Source organism: Kitasatospora sp. NPDC092286 (assembly GCF_044755565.1).
Lineage (GTDB): Bacteria > Actinomycetota > Actinomycetes > Streptomycetales > Streptomycetaceae > Kitasatospora.
In genome coordinates, this window is the sequence record NZ_JBIVRD010000005.1 from 34,514 (window position 1) to 53,999 (window position 19,486).

At 73.9% G+C, this 19,486-nt stretch carries 3 protein-coding genes (1 of these 3 only partly in view); all 3 read right to left on the bottom strand.

The genetic code is table 11. The features are described from left to right. Positions 1–18,530, bottom strand: the 5' portion of a protein-coding gene (locus tag ACIQIB_RS06870; protein ID WP_400757091.1) for an EndoU domain-containing protein. It extends 17,167 nt beyond the left edge of the window; 18,530 of the gene's 35,697 nt are visible here — the first part of the coding sequence; the start codon lies at positions 18,528–18,530; the stop codon falls past the left edge of the window. A 204-nt stretch (positions 18,531–18,734) separates the two neighbouring features. Continuing rightward, on the bottom strand, positions 18,735–19,049 hold the full coding sequence (locus tag ACIQIB_RS06875) for a hypothetical protein (protein ID WP_363611112.1): 315 nt from the start codon (positions 19,047–19,049) through the stop codon (positions 18,735–18,737). Beyond that, complete coding sequence (locus ACIQIB_RS06880; RefSeq protein ID WP_363611114.1) at positions 19,042–19,482, bottom strand: YbaB/EbfC family nucleoid-associated protein; 441 nt, start codon at positions 19,480–19,482, stop codon at positions 19,042–19,044. The genes ACIQIB_RS06875 and ACIQIB_RS06880 overlap by 8 nt, the downstream gene beginning before the upstream one ends. Positions 19,483–19,486: the final 4 nt, after the last annotated feature.

Consider the following 19,486-nt stretch of genomic DNA (forward strand, 5'->3'; position numbering starts at 1 on the left):
CAGCCGGGCTTCGCCTCGCGGTACTCGTCGGGGAGCCCGAGGTGGTGGCCGAGTTCGTGCGCGAGGACGTACGACTCAAGGCCCAGGTGCCACGCCACGTGGTGCGCGCGCCCCGGCTCGGGGTTGATCACGATGGTCTGGGCACGCGGCCCGGCCGTGTCGAGGAACTCGACCCGGATCCGCAACTGGTCGCCGTTGGGCAGCCGCTGGCCGAGGTTGTACGCCCGGTCGACGCCCTCCGCGGCCCGCCCCTTCATCGCGTCCAGCGCCTTGCGGACCTCCGGGTTCCGCAGATCCAGGGGGCTGGTGTCCAGGTGGAGCCGCATCGTCAGCACGGTCTCGCGGTCACCGTCGGGCAGGTCGACCCGATGGACCTCGAACCGCTGCCCGTGGCGGGTCTGCATCCCCCGGACGAACTCGACCTCCGGCGGCCCCACCGTTGTCAGACGGTTCCCCAGGTCCTCGGCGGCGGAGACCCGTCGTGCGAGTGGCTCGCCCCAGAAGTCGGTGATCAGACCGTCCCTGACCAGCACGTTGAGCCGGACACCACCGAAGGTGCCGCGGTGGACCATCGCGACCGGGGTGTCGGCGGCCGGGGTCGCATGGCCAGGAGTGCCCTCGACCGGTACCTCGTAGCCCCGCTCACCCCTGGCCGGCATCGCGTGGTCCGGCAGGCCCTCGCTGTGCGTCATGACCCAGTGGGCGGCGTACTCCCTGGTCTCCGGTGCCCAGTCCTCGGGCAGGCCGCGTCGCGTCGCGGCGTCGACTCCGGGGTGGAACCGGCCGCCGATGTCGTGCGCCGGGGCCGGGATCCACGCCCCGGGCGGGAGTTCCGGTGCGTCGGTCCGCAAGTCCGCCCGAAGTCCGTCGAGGTCACCGATCGTCCTGTCCCACAGGGACGGCACGATCTCCTCCAAAGTCCTCGGACCCCGGCCGCCTCCGACGACGACATCGGCATCGCCGTCGCCGGGCACGTCGAGGAACTCCAGCCGCAGCCGGAACAGCGTGTCCCCGCGGTTCCCGGCCATGGCGACCAGGTGGTCGGCCTGCTCCTGCAGTTGGCGCTTCACCGCGTCAACGGCAGCCGCGTCCGTCCCGGCGTCCTGCGCCAGTCGGATCCGGGGGGACACCTCCAGACCCTCCCGACCGTTCTCGAACAGCACCCGCCGAGCGCGCAGCGGCACCTCGAACATGCCGTCGGCCACGGGCCCGGACGCGCCCTCCCGAACCATGCGGTCCGCGGGCCACGCCCCGGACCACTGGTCGGCCGCCGGGCTGTGGACGACCACCCGGTCGTCCACCGCGACGCCCTCGATCCGTACCCCGTCGACCTCGCCCACCCAGTGCACGGCCCGGCCCTGGGGAAGCTCGGCGGGCACCGGACCCTCCGGGCCGTCGGCCCAGTACAGCGCGCGGTCCGGCAGGCGGTCTTCACGGGAACGGTTCCCGAAGGCCTCCTGAACCCGCTGTTCGGTGCTCTGCGCCGTCCAGTCCCGCGGATAGTACGTGCCCTTGCTCGGCGCGTCCTCGGCCCGGCGGAGATTGGACGGCAGGCCCGCCTCGGCCGATCCCGGCTCGACCCCCGGGACCGGCGACCACTCGTGAACGCGCACCACGCCGTTGCGGTCGGTCGTGTGCCCGCCGGCCGGCCAGGCGTCCGGCCGTACCAGGTCCGGAGCGCCCATCACGTGCCAGGACCCACCGGCCTTCGGGACGAACGGCCGCACCGCGACACCGGGCGGCGGCTCAACGGCCTTCCCGTCGATCCCGGTCTCCGGGCGGACGTCGATGATCAGCCAGTCGTCCATCCGGCGCACGTACGTCATGGCGACGTTCTCGAACGTCACCCGGCCGGTCACCCGGTCCGGGTCGCCCGGGAGCACCCGTTCGGGTTCCGTCGTCCCCTTCGTCACCGCGTACATGGCGTCGTGGGCCGTCCAACCGCCCGGCAGATGCCCCTCGCGCGAGACGAACTCAGGGGCGAACGCCGGCTCGATCAGGCTCATTTCCTGCGGCGTCACCTGGGTCTGGACCTGCGGCCGCCGACTGGTCCCGGACTCGATCAGATCCGACATCCGCACCTGGGGCTCGGGCAGCCACCGCGTGCTCGGCGCCCTGGCCGCCAGCTCGGCGAGGTCCCCGTCGGCCAGGCCGGTGAAGTCCGGAAGCAAGGTCGTCAGATCGACGTCGGCCTCATGGTTCTCCGGCGTGATCCGGGTGTCGGAGTGCGCACCCTCCGGTGACCCGACAAGTCGGACGGTGATCCGGGTCAGGCTGAAGCCCGGCACCCCGTGGTTCTCGGCGTAGGCGTTCGCGGCGAGCTGCACCCGCCGCACGTAGGCCGACTGTTCGCCCGCATCGAGTCCGTCGAACCGCAGCCGGACCGGAACGACGAACTCGACGCCGAACTCGGCGTTGTTGAAGCGGACCCGCTGCACGGCGACCTCGCGGTCGTTGTCCGCTCCGATCCCCTCCACGTGCCGCGGCGTGCGCGCCTCCACGGCATCCCGGTCCCAACTGCCCTGCTCGTACTGCAGACCGGCCGGGCGATGGACGACGTGCTGCCCGTTCCTGGTGACGCCCTCGATCCGGACGCCCTCTGCGGTACCGACCCAGTAGGTGCTCCCGTCGGCGCGCACGAAGCTGTGCTCCGGCGTCTCGGCAGCACGCTCCACCGCGGCGAGAAGCCGCTCGGACGTCCAGTGCTTCGGGTAGAACGTGTGCGCTTCCCCGTCCGCCCGGCTCTGCCAGCGGGTCGGGAACCGGGACGCCGGCGAGGACGGGGAGATCACGGGATCCAGGAACCAGACCCTCCCCTGGTAGGTGCCGTTGGGGTGCCGGCCACCGTGTACCGGCGGATCGACCCGGAGACCGTGCTTCTCGGCGACCCCGGCCTCCGGCGGGTGGTGGGCGCCCGTGAAGGTCTGCCGGTCGCCGTAGCGGACGACGTCCGACACCCGCTGCCCGAACAACCCGTCGGTGGCGCTCCACGGCACGTAGGCAGGCGTGTCGAGCCCGCTCTGGTCGCGCGAGGGCCGGAACGAGGTGAAGTCGGCTCCCCGGATCTCACCCTCGATCCGCACCCCGGCGTACTCGCCGGTCCAGCGGTACGAGACCGGCCCGGTCTCGGTGACATCGCCGGTCCGGCGGGCGTGCAGGTAGGCCTGCTGCGCCGCGTACACCGCGTCGTCGGCCGTCCAGTGCTCGGGGAACATCATCCGGACCCGCCCGGGCCCCGAGAGGGCCGTGTCGTCCGCCACCCGGCCGCCCGGCGCCTCACCGGCGTCGGCGAGGAACGTGCCGTTGCGGTTGACCGCACCGTTCTCGCCGAGGAGCGCGCCATTGGGGTTGACGTCACGTTCCTCGCCGAGGTTCGGGCCCTCGCGGTTGATGTCACGCGGCAACGGCGACAGGCGGCGCCGCTCGGAGGCCGCCGGCGGGGTCAGGTGCCCGCCCCGGCCGTCCGGGCCGTCGAAGAGCGCGGCCCGCCGCACGGCCTCGGGGAACACCGCCCGCTCCGGCGGCTCGAACCCGTTCGGCTTCCGCGGGGTCGTCCCGAAGGCCCGGTCGAGCACCTCACCCAGCTGGATCAGGTTGCGTGGCATCAGCTGGTTCGCGCCGCCGAACTCCTCGCTCTGCAGCGTCCGGTAGTCCCAGTCGACCGCGTAGCGGCCGACGGTGTCCTTGAAGCCGCCTCCCATCAGCCCGGCGTCCGCGTACACCGGCCGCGGGCCCACCGACGCGGCACGGCGCTCGTCGTCCAGGCCGATCATGTAGCCGATCTTCTGAGCCTGGACGGACCACGGATCGTGCAGTCCCCAGTCACCCGGCTGCCGGCGTTCGTGGGGCTGCCGCACCGTGATCGTGTGGGCGGCCTCCGACGGGCGGTCGGCGAAGCGGACCTCGACCTTCAGCAGGTCCCCGTTGGGCAGCCGCTGGCCCCGGTCGAAAGCCTGGCTGACCGCCTCCTCGACCCGGCCCCGAAGGAGCGGCAGCTCCGTCGCGTAGGGCTCCGCGTTCGGGTCCGCCTCCTGCCCCACCCTGAGGTGCAGATTCACCGACAGGACGGTCTGCGTGTCGCCATCGGGCAAGGCGACCCGTCGGGCCTCGAAGCGCAACCCCGTGCGCTCCTGGATGGCGGCCGTGGCCAGCAATCGCACCGGCTCGGGCGAAGAATCGAACAGCCGCTGCCCGAACCGCTGTCCGGGCTCGCCCCAGACGTCCGTGATGAGCCCGTTCTCGTGGCGCACGTTGATCCGGACGCCGGCGAACTCGTCACGGAGCACGACCGGCGGCCTGCCGTCGGCGCCCGGACCGCCGACCACGTCGCCCGCCAGTGGGTAGTGGCCCTGGTCGAGAAGGTCCCTGCGGGCCCGGTAGATGTCGGCGGCGGCCCGGCGGACCTCGTCCGCCGTCCATTCCGCCGGCAGGCCGCGACGGGACTCCCAGGCCGGCCCGCTGAACAACAACCGGTCGCCCTCGACGGTCCCCCCGAACCCGTCGAGCAGGGCGGGCAGCGGCTCGTCGGCAGCCGGCAAGCCCGGCTCGCGCAGGTGGAGCAGCGGGAGGTCTTCTCGCGTGGCCAGCCGTGGTGCCTGCTCGGTGAGCCGGTCCAGCGCGGCGGTCAGGCCCGGCCCGTCGGCGACGAGCTCCGCCGGCAGGTGGTCGGCCAGCAGCACCAGGAGGGTGTCGGCCGAAACGGTGCGGGTCAGCTGGGCGGCGGCCGGATCCTCGGTGAACTCCAGATCCACGGTCACCAGCCGGCCGTCGGCCCGGACGACGACATGATCGTCGGCCTGCCGTCGCAGCTGGTCCCTGGCCCCGGCCAACTGCTGGGGCGTCGCCCCAGCCTCCCCCTGCAGGTGGACCTTGACGGAGAACCGGACGGCCTCCTGGCCGCTGTCGAGCAGGTGGCGCCGACCGGTCAGGGTCAGTGCGCCGACCGGCACGTCCGCCGGCTCGGAGCGGTCCGCCACGCCGCGCGGGTCCCAGCGGTCGTACGGGGCGTGCGGCGTCGTCTCCGCCGGGCCGTGGGCCACGATCCGGCCGTCCCGGGAGATACCCACGACCGGCATCAGGCTGATGTAGTCCCCCAGCCACCGGACGGTGCGGCCACCGTCCGTGGACAGCTCCCTGCTCCGGCTCTCGAAGGCCTGCTGGGCCACCTCCGCCATGATCTCGGGCGGGACCCACTCCGGGTAGAGCAGGTGCCCACGGTCGTCGGCCGACGTGTGCCAACGGGAGCCGAAGGCGGCCATCGGCGCCCCCGGCTCCACGGCCTCGTCCAGCGTCCACACGCGCACGCGTTGGAAATCGTGCACGTTCGCCGGAGGAAGATCCACCAGGTCCACGCCCCTGGCCTGCAGTTCCTCGGGCGTGGGACGGGTGTGGATCTCGGCGGAACTCCACCAGCCCCGACGGACCGTCGGTTCCCCGGCGGTGCGGGGCGCGGGGCGGAGCACCTCGTACGGCGGCGGTGTCAGGCCCCGCTGGTCGGCGGAGGGACGGAAGGAGAGGAACTCGCCGTTGGTCCCCAGCTCGCCCTCGATCCGGACACCGGCGTACTCGCCCTGCCAGTGGTGACCGGTCCCCGTCCCGACGACTCCGCCGTTGCGGCGGGCGTCGAGGTAGGCCTGCTCGGCCGCGTACACGGCCCGCTCCTCGGTCCAGTGCGCCGGGAAGCGGGTGTGCTCCCGGCCCGCGCCGGCCTCGTCGCTCCGGGTCCGCAAGGTGCCGTTGGCATGGCGGTGGACCACCTCGCCCAGGGCCGCTTCGCGCAGTACCTCCCTCCGGACGTCCGCTCCGAACGTCGCCCTGGCCGGCGGGTTTTCGGCCCCGTGGCCGGCTCCGGCGGGCAGGCCGAACGCCTGGTCGACCTCGGCCCCCAGCTCGCGCAGCCGCTCCGCGGACGGGACGGGGACGGCCCGGTCGGTGCCGCCGGCCAGGTGGTTCTCCACCGGCAGGCCGAGCAGGCGCCCCAGGTGGTGGACCATCGTCTCCCGCGAGGTCGTCACACCCCAGGAGGCCTCGTCGCCGGCCGCCGTCGTGGGGTTCAGCCGGACGGTGTGATGAGCGGTTCCGGGGGCGTCGACGAACTCGATTCGAACACGAAGCACCCGGCCGTCGGGCAGCCGGTGGCCGGTGTTGAAGGCCTCTGCGGCCTCCCTGGCCGTGACCTTCAGGTCCTCCGCCGTGCGGTTCCAGCCGGCGCGCTCCCACGGCTGCGCGGCCGACACGTCCAGGTGGGTGCGCAGGGCGAGGACGGTGGCCTCCTCCCCGCCCTCGCCCAGGGTGCCGCGCCGCACCTCGAACGGCCGCTGCGGGCCGGCACCGGGCGCGGCTGCCGCCAGGTGGCCGGGCTGCGGCACCAGCGGGATCTCGACCGACTCGTGGCCGGTCAGCAGCGCCGACCTCGGGTCGGGCGCGACCGCGTGCTGCGCCGCGGTGTGCGCGACCGGCGCCGGCGCGTGCAGCATCTGCAGGTCCGGCCGCTCCGCGCGGGGGCGGGGCCGGCGCTGAGGCTCGAAGACCTGGTCCGGCGTCCCGTGGAAGTCGGTGATCTCACCGTTCGTCAGCTCGACCCGGAGCTCGGCACCGGCGAAGCGCCCGACGACGGTCTCCGACGAGCCCGGGGCGACCCCGGCCAGGTCCGCGACCCTCCGCGCCGCGTGGCGCCGTTCCACGACCGTCCACTCGGGGGGCAGGCCGCGGCCCGCACCGGCGGCGAGGCCCGCCGCGATGGCCGGCCCGGCGCCCGCGTCCAGGCGTGCGTCCGTCTCCAGCCGGGTCACGGTCTGCGGGCGCTCACCGGTGCCGGGGGTCACCGGCGGGCGCAGCGGCGCCGCCGGCGCCACGTCGTCCAGGTGGAGGCGGTGGGCCCAGGTGACCGGATGCGCTCCGTCGAGTTCGGTGACGAGCCCGCGGAGGTTCCAGAGGCGCGAACGGAGATTCGTCTCGAATACGAAATCGATGGCCGGCGACAGTGGTGGGAGCCCCGGAGTGACAGCCTCGGGCCGGACGAAGTCGAGCCTCACCCGGACCGACGGGTCGCCGGGCTGGAGCGACTGCCGGGTGTAGGTGTCCGCGATCCCCTGGAGCGCCCTCCGCTGCTCGGGAGTCGTCTCGCCCGCCCGCACCTGGACGACCAGCTCGCTGCGCAACTCGCCGTTGCCGAGCAGGTCGCGGCGGAAGGTGACGCCGATGTGGTCACCGTCCTGCTGCAACGGGTGCGCCACGAAGGTGGTCACCACCCTGCCGCCGTCACCGTGGCGGAACGGCTGCCAGGTGGTCGGCCGGTGGGCGAGGTGCTGACCGTCGCGGAAGATGCCCTCGATCCGGACGCCCTGGGACGTCCCGATCCAGTGCAGGCTCCCGTCGGCCAGCTCCGTCTCGTGCAGCCTGGCCCGGTAGGCCTGGTCCACCTGGTCGAGGAGCTGCTCGGGCCCCCATTCCCTGGGGTAGAACATCTGGCTCGGCTCGTCGGCGCGGCGGTACTGCCGGGACGGGAAGTCGCTCAGCGGCGCGTGCGGCGAGACCGCCGGGTCCAGGTACCAGACGGTCGCCCGGTAGGTGCCGTTGGCGTTCGCCGGCTGGGGCGGGTCGATGCGCAGGCCGTGGTCGGCGGGTGTCATACGCCGCCCGTGGTGGTGGACACCGGTGAGGGTGTGCCGGTCGCCGTAGCGGGCCAGGTCCTCGACCCGGTGGCCGAAGCGCGGCGTCTCCCTGGGCGGCAGCCAGTGCGGTGTGTCGAGCCCGCTCTGGTCGAGCGAGGGCCGGAACGAGGTGAAGTCGGCCCCCCGGATCTCGCCCTCGATGCGCACCCCGGCGTACTCGCCGGTCCAGCGGTACGAGACGGGGCCGGTCTCGGTGACGCCACCGGTCCGGCGGGCGTCCAGGTAGGCCTGCTTCGCCGCGTACACCGCGTCGTCGGCCGTCCAGTGCTCGGGGAACATCATCCGCAGCGACCGGGAATCGAGGCGCGCGTCCGGCGCGCCCGCCAGCCGGTCGCCGGGGACCTCGGCGCCTGCCACCAGGTAGGTGCCGTTGTGGTTGAGGGTCCTGGGCAACGGCTCCGGCCGGGGACGCTCGGAGGCCGCCGGCGGGGCCAGGTGCCCGCCCCGGCCGTCCGGCCCGTCGTGGAGCGCGGTCCGCCGGGTGTCCTCACCGAAGGACGCCCGGGCCGGGAGCTCGCCGGGGTCGGGCTGCCGGGGGGCGGTCCCGAAGGCCCGGTCGAGCACCGCGCCCAGCTCGTCCAGGTTGTGCGGCCGCAGCGCCACCGGGGGGTTGGCGGTCCTGTCGTGCTCCATGAGGGGGTGGTCCGCGTCGTACCAGACCCGGCCGCGCTGGTCGAGCGTGGGAGCGGTCATGAGGCCGGGCTCCGGGTAGACCGGCCGGGGGCCGGCCTCCGCACGCCGGTACTCGTCCCCGAGGCCGAGCAGGTGGCCCACCTCGTGGCCGATCACCCTCGGGGCGGAGTGCACGCCCCAGCTCTGCGCGTCCTCCTGCGTCTGGTCGAGCTGGACGTCGACGACGTGGTGGGCGTCCTCCGGACGGTCGACGAACTGGACCGCGACCTCCAGCAGGTCTCCGTTGGGCAGCCGCTGGCCCTGGTCGAAGACGTCCCGGACGCCCGCCTCGGCGGTGAGCAGCATCCGGTCGAGGTTCCGCGCGATCTCTGTCGGGCTCGTCCCCAGGTCGATCGGGCGCGGGTGGATCCGGACGGTCAGGACGGTCCTGGTGTCCCCGCCGGGCTCCGCCACCCGCCGGGCCTCGTAGGACTGGATGAACTGGGCCTGCAGGCCGGCGAGGAACGGATCGGTGGGCGGCCGGACCTCCGCCGTGGCCAGCACCCGCACGGGCGCCGGCGCCGGGGCCGCCAAGGCCTGGTCGCCGAGGCGCTGGCCGGGCGCGGCCCAGAAGTCCGTGATCATCCCGCGGTCGACCAGCAGCCTGAGGCCGACACCGGCGAACTCGCCGGTGAGGATCTCCGGTTGCGGGCGGCCCCGGCCGCTGCCCCGAAGATCCTGGAAGACCTGGTGGGCGGCGTGGCGGGCCTCGTCACGTGTCCACTCCGGAGGCAGGCCGAAGCCGCCGTTGTCCCGGGCGGTGGGGGCGAACGGGCCCAGGACGCGCTCCGGGGCCGGGGGCGGCACAACGACGGTGTCGAGCGACGCCTCGTGGTCCTCGGCGGGGTCGCGCAGGCGGAGCAGTGGCGCGAAGTCGGGGTTCATGTCCCTCCGCGCGCGACGGGTGGCGTCGGACACGGCGTCGACCAGCTCGGCGGCCCGCTCCGGCCGGAGCGCCTGCGGCAGGAGGTCGGTGAGGTTCGGGCCGTCCCCGGGGTGGACGGCGGTGCTCCAGTCGGCGTCCCGCGGGTCCGTGGTGAACTCCAGCGACAGCGCCAGGCGCCGGTTCTCGAAGGGGTCGTCGGGGTTCGAGCGACCACGGTAGTCGTCGAAGTGCCGGCCGGCCCGGCGGGCCAGCTGCTCCTGCACCTGGTGGACCTGCTCGGGCGTCATCCCGACGGCCGGCCTCAGCTGGATCCTGAGGGTGACCAGGTGGACCTCGTGGCCGCTGTCGCGGAGGAGCCACCGTCCGCCCATGGCCTGGCCCTGGAACCGCACCTCCCTCTCGTCCGACAGGAAGAGCTCGCGGCTCTGCCTCCAGTACGGGTTGGGGTCGGGCCGGTCCTCGGCCGGTCCGTGCGCCACGACCCGGCCGTCCTGCGAGATCCCGGCGATCGGCAGCTCGTCGAAGCCGCCGAGCCAGCGGGTCCGGCCGTCCCTCAGGTCGACGCGGAGGGTCTGGGGGTCGGCCGCCACCGTGGCGGCCGCATGGGCGGCCTGCTCGGGCGTCCAGTGCTCGGGGTAGAGCAGGTGCCCGCGCGGGTCCGGCGACCGCTGCCAGCGTGACGGGAACTGCGCCAACGGCGCGCCCGGGGCCACGGCCGGGTCGAGCTCCCGGACATCCGCCTGACGGGCGCCGTAGTCGGTCTCCTCCATCCCGTCCGAGAACCGCACGCCCCGGCGCCCCGCACCCGGCAGGCCGCCGCCGTGGGTGGGCAGGTCCGGGGAGAACCCGGCCGCCGTCAGGCCGTCCTGGTCGGCGGACGGGCGGAACGAGACGAACCCGCCCGCGCCGTCCAGCTCGCCCTCGATCCGGACGCCCGCGTACTCGCCCTGCCAGTGGCGGCCGGTCTCGGTATCCTCGACCCCGCCGTTGCGGCGTGCGTGGAGGTACGCCTGCTCGGCCGCGTACACCGCGCCCTCGGCGGTCCAGCGGGCCGGGAACAGGGTGCTCTCCCCGCCCGTCTCCGTCCGGACCAGCACGGTGCCGTTGGCGTGGCGCCACATCACCCGGTCCGGGCCGATCGCCTCCGGATGGAGGCCGGCCGGCAGGTGGCCCGCCGTCCCGGGGCCTCCGGTCAGCGCCCTGGTGCGGACCGCCTCGTCGAACACCGCCCTGGTCGGCAGGGGGGAGGAGTCGGTCCGGAAGGGCCCGCCAGACACCTGGTCCGCGACGCCGCCCAGCGCGTTCAGCCGCTCCGGTGTCAGCGCCGGGACGACCCGGCCCGCTCCGCCGCCCGTGTGCACCTCGACCGGCAGGTCGAAGGCGCGGCCCAGCTGGTGGACCAGCTCCTCCTGGGAGATCCCCAGGTGCCAGTTCCGGTCGTTCTGACGGGCGCTGCCGTCGTGCAGGCGCACCGTGCGGTGGGCGTCGGCCGCGTTCTCCACGAACTCCACCCGTACCCGCAGCAGGCTGCCGTCGGGCAGCCGGTGGCCGGTGCTGAACTGCTCGGCCCCGGCCCTGACCCGCGCCTCCAGCGCGTTCACCGCGGCCGTCCGGTCGACCGGCCGGCCCTGCGCGTCGTGGGTCGGCAGGACCGAGCGGTCCAGGTGGGTCCGCAGGACGAGGACCGTGGCGTCCTCCCCGCCCTGCCGCAAGGTGCCCCTCCGCAGCTCGAACCGGCGCTGTGGACCGCCGGCCGGCGTGACCTCGGCCGAGGTGTGACCCGGCCGCAGCTCGGTTGCCGGGTCTGGAGCCGCGTGCGGAACGGCAGCCGCCGACGACGAGGAAGAGGAGGAGGAAGAGGAGGAGGAAGAGGAGGACGTCAGCGGCGCGCCGCTCGGCTCGGGAAGGGGGTGGGTGCGCTGGGGCGGGAACGTCTGGTCCGGCAGACCGCTGAAGTCCACGATCCGGCCGCCCTCGGTCCGGATCTCCATCCCGATCCCGCCGTACCGGCGCTCGGTGATCCGCTGGTTCGGGTTGTCCGGATCCACCCGGCTGGAGACCAGGGTCGCGTTGGCCGCCGCGTACCTGGCTTCGGCCGGGGTCCACTCGCGGGGCAGGCCGCGGCCGGCGTCCGGGGCGAGCGACGCGGCGAAGGCCCGTGTGAGGAACGGCTCCGCCTCCGTCATCCGGCTGACGGTGGGCGGGCGTTCACCCGTCCCGGGTGTACCGGGCTCGCGCAGCGGGGGCGCCACCGGGCGCGGGGGCCCGCTGTCCGTCCAGCCGGCCCCCGGGGCGCCGTCACCGAGCGAGCGGACCAGCTCCGGGAAGGGGGTCGGGGCGTCGGTCAACTCGGGCAGGAACGTCCGCAGGTCGAGGACGTCCGGGTCGGTGTCGCTGCGGACCGTGGCCCTGAAGTGGGCGTCCTGGGCGTTCTCGGTGAACTCGATCCTCAGCTTCACCGGCGGATCGCCCGCCGTCCGCTGTGCGCGGACGTAGGCGTCGGTGGCCTTCTGGAGCGCCTTCGGGAACTCCGCGACCGGGCCGGGCCGCATGCCCTCCTCGAAGCTCAGGTGCACCTTGGCGGTGAGTTCGATGCCCTCCTGCCCGCTGTCGAACCGGGCGTGCCGGACGGTCACCTCGTGGCCGCCGGCGCCGACCCTCACGGAGGTCGGCGCGGACAGCTCGACCACACTCTCCTGGCGCCAGTGGGTGAGCGGCTGCTCGGTGGTCGGCCGGTGGACCAGGTGGAGCCCGTCCCGGGTGATCCCCTCGATCCGCACGCCGCGTGCCTCGCCCACCCAGTGCACCGCACCGGAGTCCGTGCGCCGGGAGCTGCTCCGCGCCGCGTACGCGTCCCGGGCGGCGTCCAGGACGTCGCCCGGCGACCAGTTCTCGGGGTACAGCGTGTGCGTCTCGCCGTCGGCGCGGCGGTGCCAGCGTGACGGGAAGTTCTCCATCGGGGAGCCGGGGGCCACGGTCGGGTCGAGGAACCAGACGTCCGCCCGGTAGGTGCCGTTGTCGTGGGCCGGGGACGACGACCGCTCCACCTTGATGCCGTGGACCTGGGCGGCCGCCGGGGTCGGTGCGTGGTGGACGCCGGTGAGGGTCTGCCGGTCGCCGAAGCGGGTGTGCACCTCCGTGCCCAGACCGAAGACCCGGTTCGCGGGTCGCATCGGTTCGTGGGTCGGGGTGACCAGCCCGGTCTGGTCCTCGGAGGGCCGGAAGGTGCCGAAGTGACCGTTGGTCAGTTCGCCCTCGATCCGCACGCCGCCGTACTCGCCGACCCAGTGGTACGCGGCACCGTTCTCGGTGACCCGGCCGGTGCGGCGGGCCGTGTGGTAGGCCTGCTCGGCCGCGTACACGGCGTCGTCCGCCGTCCAGTGCTCGGGGAACATCGTCCGCTTGCCGCCCTGCGGCCCGTCGGCGGGCGCCGGACGGGGCGTCACCGCGAGATCGCCGGCCGACGCGCTGGTGACCACCCGCGGCGGCTCGACGGGCGGGGTCTCGACCCGGAAGGTGCCGTTGCGGTTCACCGGCTCGTTCGCCCGCTCCGGGCGGGGCCGGTCCGATCCCGGGCCCGGGTACAGGTGGCCGCCGGTGCCGTCCTCGCCGCCGTACAGCGCCGTACGGCGGGCCTGCTCGTCGAAGCCCGCCCGCGGCGGCGGTCCGCCGGGGGTCTGCGGCCGGACCGGCACGTCGAGCGCCGAGTCGACGACGGCACCGAGGTCCCGCAGGTAGCGCGGCGGCAGGCCGAGCGGGGCCCGTTGGCCGTCGACGACGAGCTGGTGGTCCTGGTCCACCGAGAACAGACCGGACCGGTTCAGCTCGTTGGAGGCCATGAGTGCGCCGTCCTCGTACACGGCCCGCGGGCCGAACCGGGCCTCGCGGTACTCGTCGGGCAGGCCCAGCGCGTGGCCGAGCTCGTGGGCGAGCGTCCGCTCGTCGGTGCCGAGGCTCCACTCCGTCAGGGACTCCCGCTCGCTGCTGCGGTGGATGACGGCGGTGTGATGGGCCTCCTCCGCGTGGTCCACGAACTCCACCTGGACCCGCAGCAGATCGCCGTTGGGGAGCCGCTGGTCCCGGTTGAACTGCTCGCCGACGCCGCGCCTCGCCCTGTCCCGCAGCTCGGCCAGCCCGGTACGGGTGGGCTCGTCCAGACCCGCTCCGGCCGTGGACTCCAGCCCCGAGGTGTCCAGGTGCAGCCGCAGCGTCAGCACGGTCTGGGTGTCCCCGTCGGGGAGTCCGACGCGCGCGGCCTCGAAGGACTGCCAGCGGCGGCCCGACAGCCCGCGTTCGAAGGCGTCCACCGGCGGGCGGACCTCGGCGGTGGCGAGGACGCGGCGCGGGCCGGTCTCCACGGTGTGCCGCGAGGTCCCGTCGTCCGTGCGGACGCCCCAGAAGTCGGTGATCCGGCCGTTCACCACCTGAACGCCGATCTCGACGCCCGCGATGGTCCTCAGGCGCACCGGCGGGGCCGCCGCTCCGGTGGCCAGGAGGTCCGGCCGACCGCCCAGCGTGGACCGCGCGACCTGGTCGGCCGCGAACCGGGCCTCCTCGGCGGTCCACTCCGGCGGAAGCCCCCGGTGCGGCTTGTCCCAGGCCTCCTCGGTGAAGGACTTCCGCAGGCCGGGCAGCAGCGGCGTCATGGCGTCCGTGGTCCGGGGCAGCGGCTCGCCCGGGTGGACCGTGCCGGGCTCGCGCAGGCTGCCGGGCACCGGCTCCGGGAGGGCGCCCACCCGGAGGCCGTCCAGGGCCGCCGAGTTCGGGGCGGAGCGCTCCGCCATGAACATCAGAGTGTGCTGACCACCCGCCTCCAGCAGGGGGGCGAGGTGGTTGCGCAGCTCGGGCGCCGTACCGGCGGTGACCGGGTGGCTGGAGTGGCTGCCGTCCGGGCTGTCCGTGAACTCCAGCCGCAGGTCGAGCAGGACCTCGTCGGGGAACTGCTGGGCGATGTACTCGTCGGCCTGTGTCTGGAGTCGCTGTCGTGCCTCGGTCACCTGGGCGGGCGTCATCGCGCCGTCCGCCTCCAGATGGATCCGCGCGGTGAGCTGGATGCCCTCCTGGCCGCTGTCGAACAGGACCCGCCGCAGGGTCACCGGGGCGTTCTGCCCCACCCCCAGCCTGACGGTGACGGGCGCCGAGCCGCCGACCTCGCCGGCCGCGTCCCAGCGGCCGTAAGGGGCGCGCGGGTTCGGCTGCGTCCCGGCCGGCCGGTGGACGAGGATCCGGCCGTCCCGGCTGAGTCCCTCGATCCGGACGCCGTAGGCCTCGCCGACCCAGTGCTCCGTCCGGCCGTCGGCCAGCGGCACCCGCCGCGTCGGGCCGGCGGCAGCGTCCTGCGCCGCCCACCCGGTCTGCTCGGCCGTCCAGTGCTCCGGGTAGCGCATCGGCGCCGGCCCGTCGGCCGGGCGGTGCCAGCGGCTCGGGAGCTCGGCCAGCGGCGAGTCCGTCGGCAGGGCCGGGTCCAGGAACCAGACCTCCCCGCGGGCGGTGCCGTTGGCGTGCAGGGTCGCCGGGTCCACGGGGGCGACCTGGAGGCCGTTCGCGTTCGCCGCCCAGGGATCGACGTTGTGGTGGACGCCGGTCATGGTCCGCCGGTCCCCGTAGTCGGAGCCGCGGCCGAGCCCTGCGGCGTGCGCCGGTGCGGGCCGGTCCGGTGCGTAGGCCGGAGCGGTCAGCCCCTCCTGGTTCCCCGAGGGCTGGAAGGAGGTGATCAGGCCGTCGCGCTGCTCCCCGCTGAACCGCACCCCCGCGTACTCGCCCACCCACCGGCGGGCGGTCGGCGGCAGCCCCCGGCTCACGGCGTCGAGGTGGGCCTGCTCGGCCGCGTACACGGCCTCGTCCGCCGTCCAGTGCGCCGGGAAGAGCGTCCGCTCCTGCACGGCGTCGCCCGTCGTCGTCTCCAGCCGCAGGGTGCGGTTGGGGTTCTCGTGGTACGTCCCGCCCGGGCCGGCCTCCCGGAGGGCGGGCGTCAGCAGACGGCCGTCCGGCCCGTACAGCGCGGCGTCGCGGACCTGGGGCGCGACGGTGGGGCGCGGTGCGGGAGCGGCGCCCTCCGGCCCGGTCACCGGGGAGAAGGCGCCGTCGACGGCGGTGCCCACCTCACGCAGCCCGCGCGTGACCGGTCCCTGCACGCTCCGGCGCGCACCGGGGGCGGTCTCACCGTGCGTCTCACGGTGGTCGTCCCGCAGGCCGAGGGCGTGGCCGAGCTCGTGGGCGAGCACGTCGCGGCTCACCCGCAGGCCCCAGTTGGCCCCGTCCTGGCGGACGGTGCCGGCGTGCAGCTTCACCGTGTGGTGGGCGGCGTCGGGCGCGTCGACGAACTCGACCCGGACCCGCAGCACGCTGCCGTCCGGCAGCTTGTGGCCGTTGTTGTAGGCGTCCGCCACGGCGGTCAGGGCGCGCCCGCGCACGGCCTCCACGGCCGGCTCGGAGCCCGCCGGGAGCGCGGAGGCGTCCAGGTGCGTCCGCAGGACGAGTTCGGTCGCCCGGGTGCCGTCCGGCAGGGTGCCGCGCCGCGCCTCGAACGGCTTTGCCACGGCGGTGTCCTGGGTCCCGGCGGGCCGCCGGACGTCCGCCGAGGTGTAGTCCGCCGCCAGGTACGAGCCGGGCGGCACGGGCACGACGTTCTGGTCCTCGCCACCGTGCGGCGGAACCACCGTGGGCGTCAGCGGGTCGGTACTGTCCCCGGGCACCACGGGGTGGTCGACCGGCGTGAGCGGCGGCGTCACGGCCGACTGGCCGGCGAGCTCGGCGGATTCGGTGGATTCGGTGGACCGGGTGGGCGCCCGCGGGGTCAGCGGCGGCAGCTCGGTCGTCGAGTCCCGCGCGGTGTCCGCCTGCGGCTTCCCGGACTTCGGGGTCTGGCCGGGGTCGTCGGTCAGCAGCTGGGGCGGCGTCGGCACCGGCGGCTCGTCGCCCTGGGTACGGCCGGGCCGGCCGGTGTCCTGGCCCAGCAGGATCGACGCGATGCTCTCGGTCGGCCGCTCGGTCCCGGTGCGCGGCTCCTGCGCCGGGTGGCGCCCGTTGGGGTCGGTGCCCGCCGGCGGGCGCGGCGTGGTGGGCGGCGCAGGGTTCGGACCCGGGTGGTCGGAGGAGGCGGTGGGGACGGGCGCCGGCCTGCCGACGGTGCCGTTCGCGGGGGCGGTCGTCGCCGTGGCGGTCTGCTGCGTCTGCTGCGGCGTGTGCTGGTTCGACTCCTCGGTCCGGTTGGGCTGGACCGGCGGCAGGTCGGTGACGGACTGGGTGGTCCGGGGGGTCGGCCTGCCGGGCGCACCGGTCTTCGGGGCGTCCTGCTTCGGCGTCTCGGACCTCGGCGTCTCGGACCTCGGCGCGTCCGGCTTCGGGCCGGTCGCCGGGTCGTCGTGCGACTGCACCCGGACGGGCGGGGTGGTGGCCGGCCCGGCGGTGGTCGAGGTGGCCGGCTTGGCGTTCGGCGCCAGGTGCTCGTCCGTGCTGGAGGTCCGCGACGGCCGCGCCGGCGGAGGCGTGGCGGGGGCGTCGAGGCTGCCGAGGTCACCGAGGAAGTGCAGGCCGGCCAGGCCCACCGGCTCGTGCGCGGAGCGCTCGTCGCCCACGAAGTCCGCGTACTGCAACAGCGACTGCATCCACTCGGCGACCTCCGGGTCGGCCTTCGGGGAGTTGATCTTGAGCCCCGAGGCGTGCCCGATGTTCTCGGCCACGTCCTCCAGCGAGTTGATGTGCCGCAGGCTGGCGGCCTCGAAGTCATGGCTGTGCCCCATCCGGGGCACCGGGAACGGCACCACCTTGCCGGACGCGAGGCAGGCCAGGGCGGCGAAGTTGATCGGGTGGTAGAGCGGGAAGTGCGAGGACGCCCCGGCTTCCACCGCCGCGTTCTGGGTCGTCTGGACCCAGTCGACGTACCTGTGCATCAGCGGGCCGGCGCCGACGTGCATGACGTGGCCCATCATGCCGGTCAGCATCCCGCCGAGGAAGCTTCCCCCGGTGACGGTGAACTCGTGGTTCTCCCCGAAGATGAGGTTGTAGAAGCCCTCGGTGAGGACGTTCTGCACACCGGCCTGGATGTACCCGCCGACCGCCACCCCGAGGCCGTAGGCCCTGTTCCCGCTCCCCATCTGCTCGGCGAGCGCGGGCAGTTCCTGGGTCAGCATCTTCACCTGGCGCGCGGAGAGCTTCTCCGCGCTCTCGTGCGAGAGGGCCCCTTCGAGCGCGCCCTTGACGCCTTCGAGCCGCTCCGCGCCCTTGGCCCCCCACTTGGAGGCGAAGGCCTCGCCGAACTCCTTGCCGAGCGCCTTGGCGGCCGCGGCCCCGCCGAGTTCCTTGCCGAGGTGCTTCGTGAAGACCTTCTCCATCTCCTTGACGAACATCCCGGAGAGGGCGTCGGTCCCCTTCTTCCCGAAGCCGTGCTGCAGTTGCTCGGTGGCCGCCTCCATCAGGCTGCCGAGCTCGCGCGCGAAGGCCTTGGCCTCGGCCTTGGTGAAGGTCTCTCCCGCGACCTTCTCCCCCGACTTCGCGAGCCCCTTGCCCACCGAACCCAGCGGCCCCTTCAACGCGTCCTTCTCGGCCGCCTTGGTGGCCGACTCCAGCAGGGCCTTGAGGCCCTGGATGTCGCCGTGCACCAGGTAGTTGCTCAGCTGGTCGGCCAGCAGCCGGCCGCCGCTCTTGCCGAGCAGCTTCCCGAGCAGCTTGCCGAGCCCCAGCCCGAAGAGTTCCAGCGGGCCGCCGAGCACACCGCCGATGACGCCGAAGAGGAGCGCCTGCTTGGTGTACTCCTTGTCGATGTGGTCGCGGTTGCCCTGCCCGATCTGGAGGTTCTGGATGATGCCGTCCATCAGCAGACCACCCACGATGCCCGAGAACGTGTGCATCGCGATGGTCTTGAGCAGGTACTTCATCAGCGCCTGGAGCGCGACCTTGGTGAGCAGCTTCCTGAGCACCAGCCCGGACAGGCTGGCGCCGAAGCTGAACGGCGCCCAGAAGATCGCCAGCGCGATCTCGATCATCAGCTGCACCAGCTGGGCGATCGCCATCCACTTGGTGTACTCGACCGAGTTGGCCACGTCGCCGGCGCAGTCCGCCAGCGCCTTGGCGGTCTTGGCCGCCGCCGACACGTAGTCCTCCCCGTTCCCGCCGGCCTTGCCGATGAACGAGTTCAGCTGCCAGGCGAACTTCGTGGCGGCCTCGCCCTCGAACTGGTCCTTGCAGTGCTTCGCCACCTTGGCGATCAGGTCGTGCAGTTCGGGCAGTTCCTGAGCCAACCGCTCGTAGGCGTCCCGCACCTCGCGCAGGTCTCCCTCCTTCACCTCCGGCCAGGGCATGCCGGTGATGATCGTGAAGAAGCGCGCTGTCGAGGCATTGACCTCGATCGAGGAGTGGGGCACGTGCTGCCTGCCGTTCCGGTCGTTCCAGGGGGCGCCCGCGCGCCGTCACCGCTTGTCGGGGGTCCTACGGCCGGGTTGTCCGCCGGTCCGGGGAGGGCTTCAGAGGGCTGGGGTCGGAGGGTTGGGGTCGGAAGCCCGGGCTCAGAGGCCGTTGGCGAGGTCGAGGGAGTGGTCGTCGGCCCTGTCGAGCGTCTCGGCCAGCACCTCACCGTTCTCGCCGACCGAACCCATCGTGCCGTTGATCTTGAGGATCAGCTGGTACAGGTTCGTGGTGCCCTCGTCGACCTGCGCGTGGTACTGCTGGCCGATCTCGTCGTGGCCGCCGACCGTCAGGTTCGTTTCGTTGATGAACTCCGCGTCCGCCAGGACCTTCGCGGTCAGCTTCTTCAGCTCGAAGAACTCGGCGAAGCTCTGCTTGAGCATCGCGGTCTTGGCCGTGGTGCCATGGCTAGCCATGGAACTCCTCCTGACGGTCCGCCTTCTTCTTCCGGTCCGGCGCCTCGTAGCCCGGGCGCATCGCCCAGAGCGGTTCGAGGATCTCGTCGAGCTCGGTGCCGCCGGTCATGGAGAGCCGCAGGGTGTCGCCGAGGCCGTCGAACCGGCCGATCCGTTCGGCGACCTGCTCGCCCACGGCCGCGCGGGCCTCGTTGAGCGAGTCGGTGAGGACCTTCGCCAGTTCGGCGGGGGCCATCTCGCGGTAGCCGTTGGTGTGGAAGGTCATCGAGACGACCTGCCCCTGCGAGCCGACCTTGACGGTGACCATCCGGTCCTTGGAGGTGACCGAGGCGGTGAGCTCGTTCATCTCCTTCTGCATCGCCTCGGCCTTGGCCAGCTCGCTCTGCATGTCAGCCATCGCCTGGGCGATCTGTTCCGCGAACGGGTTGCTCATGTGC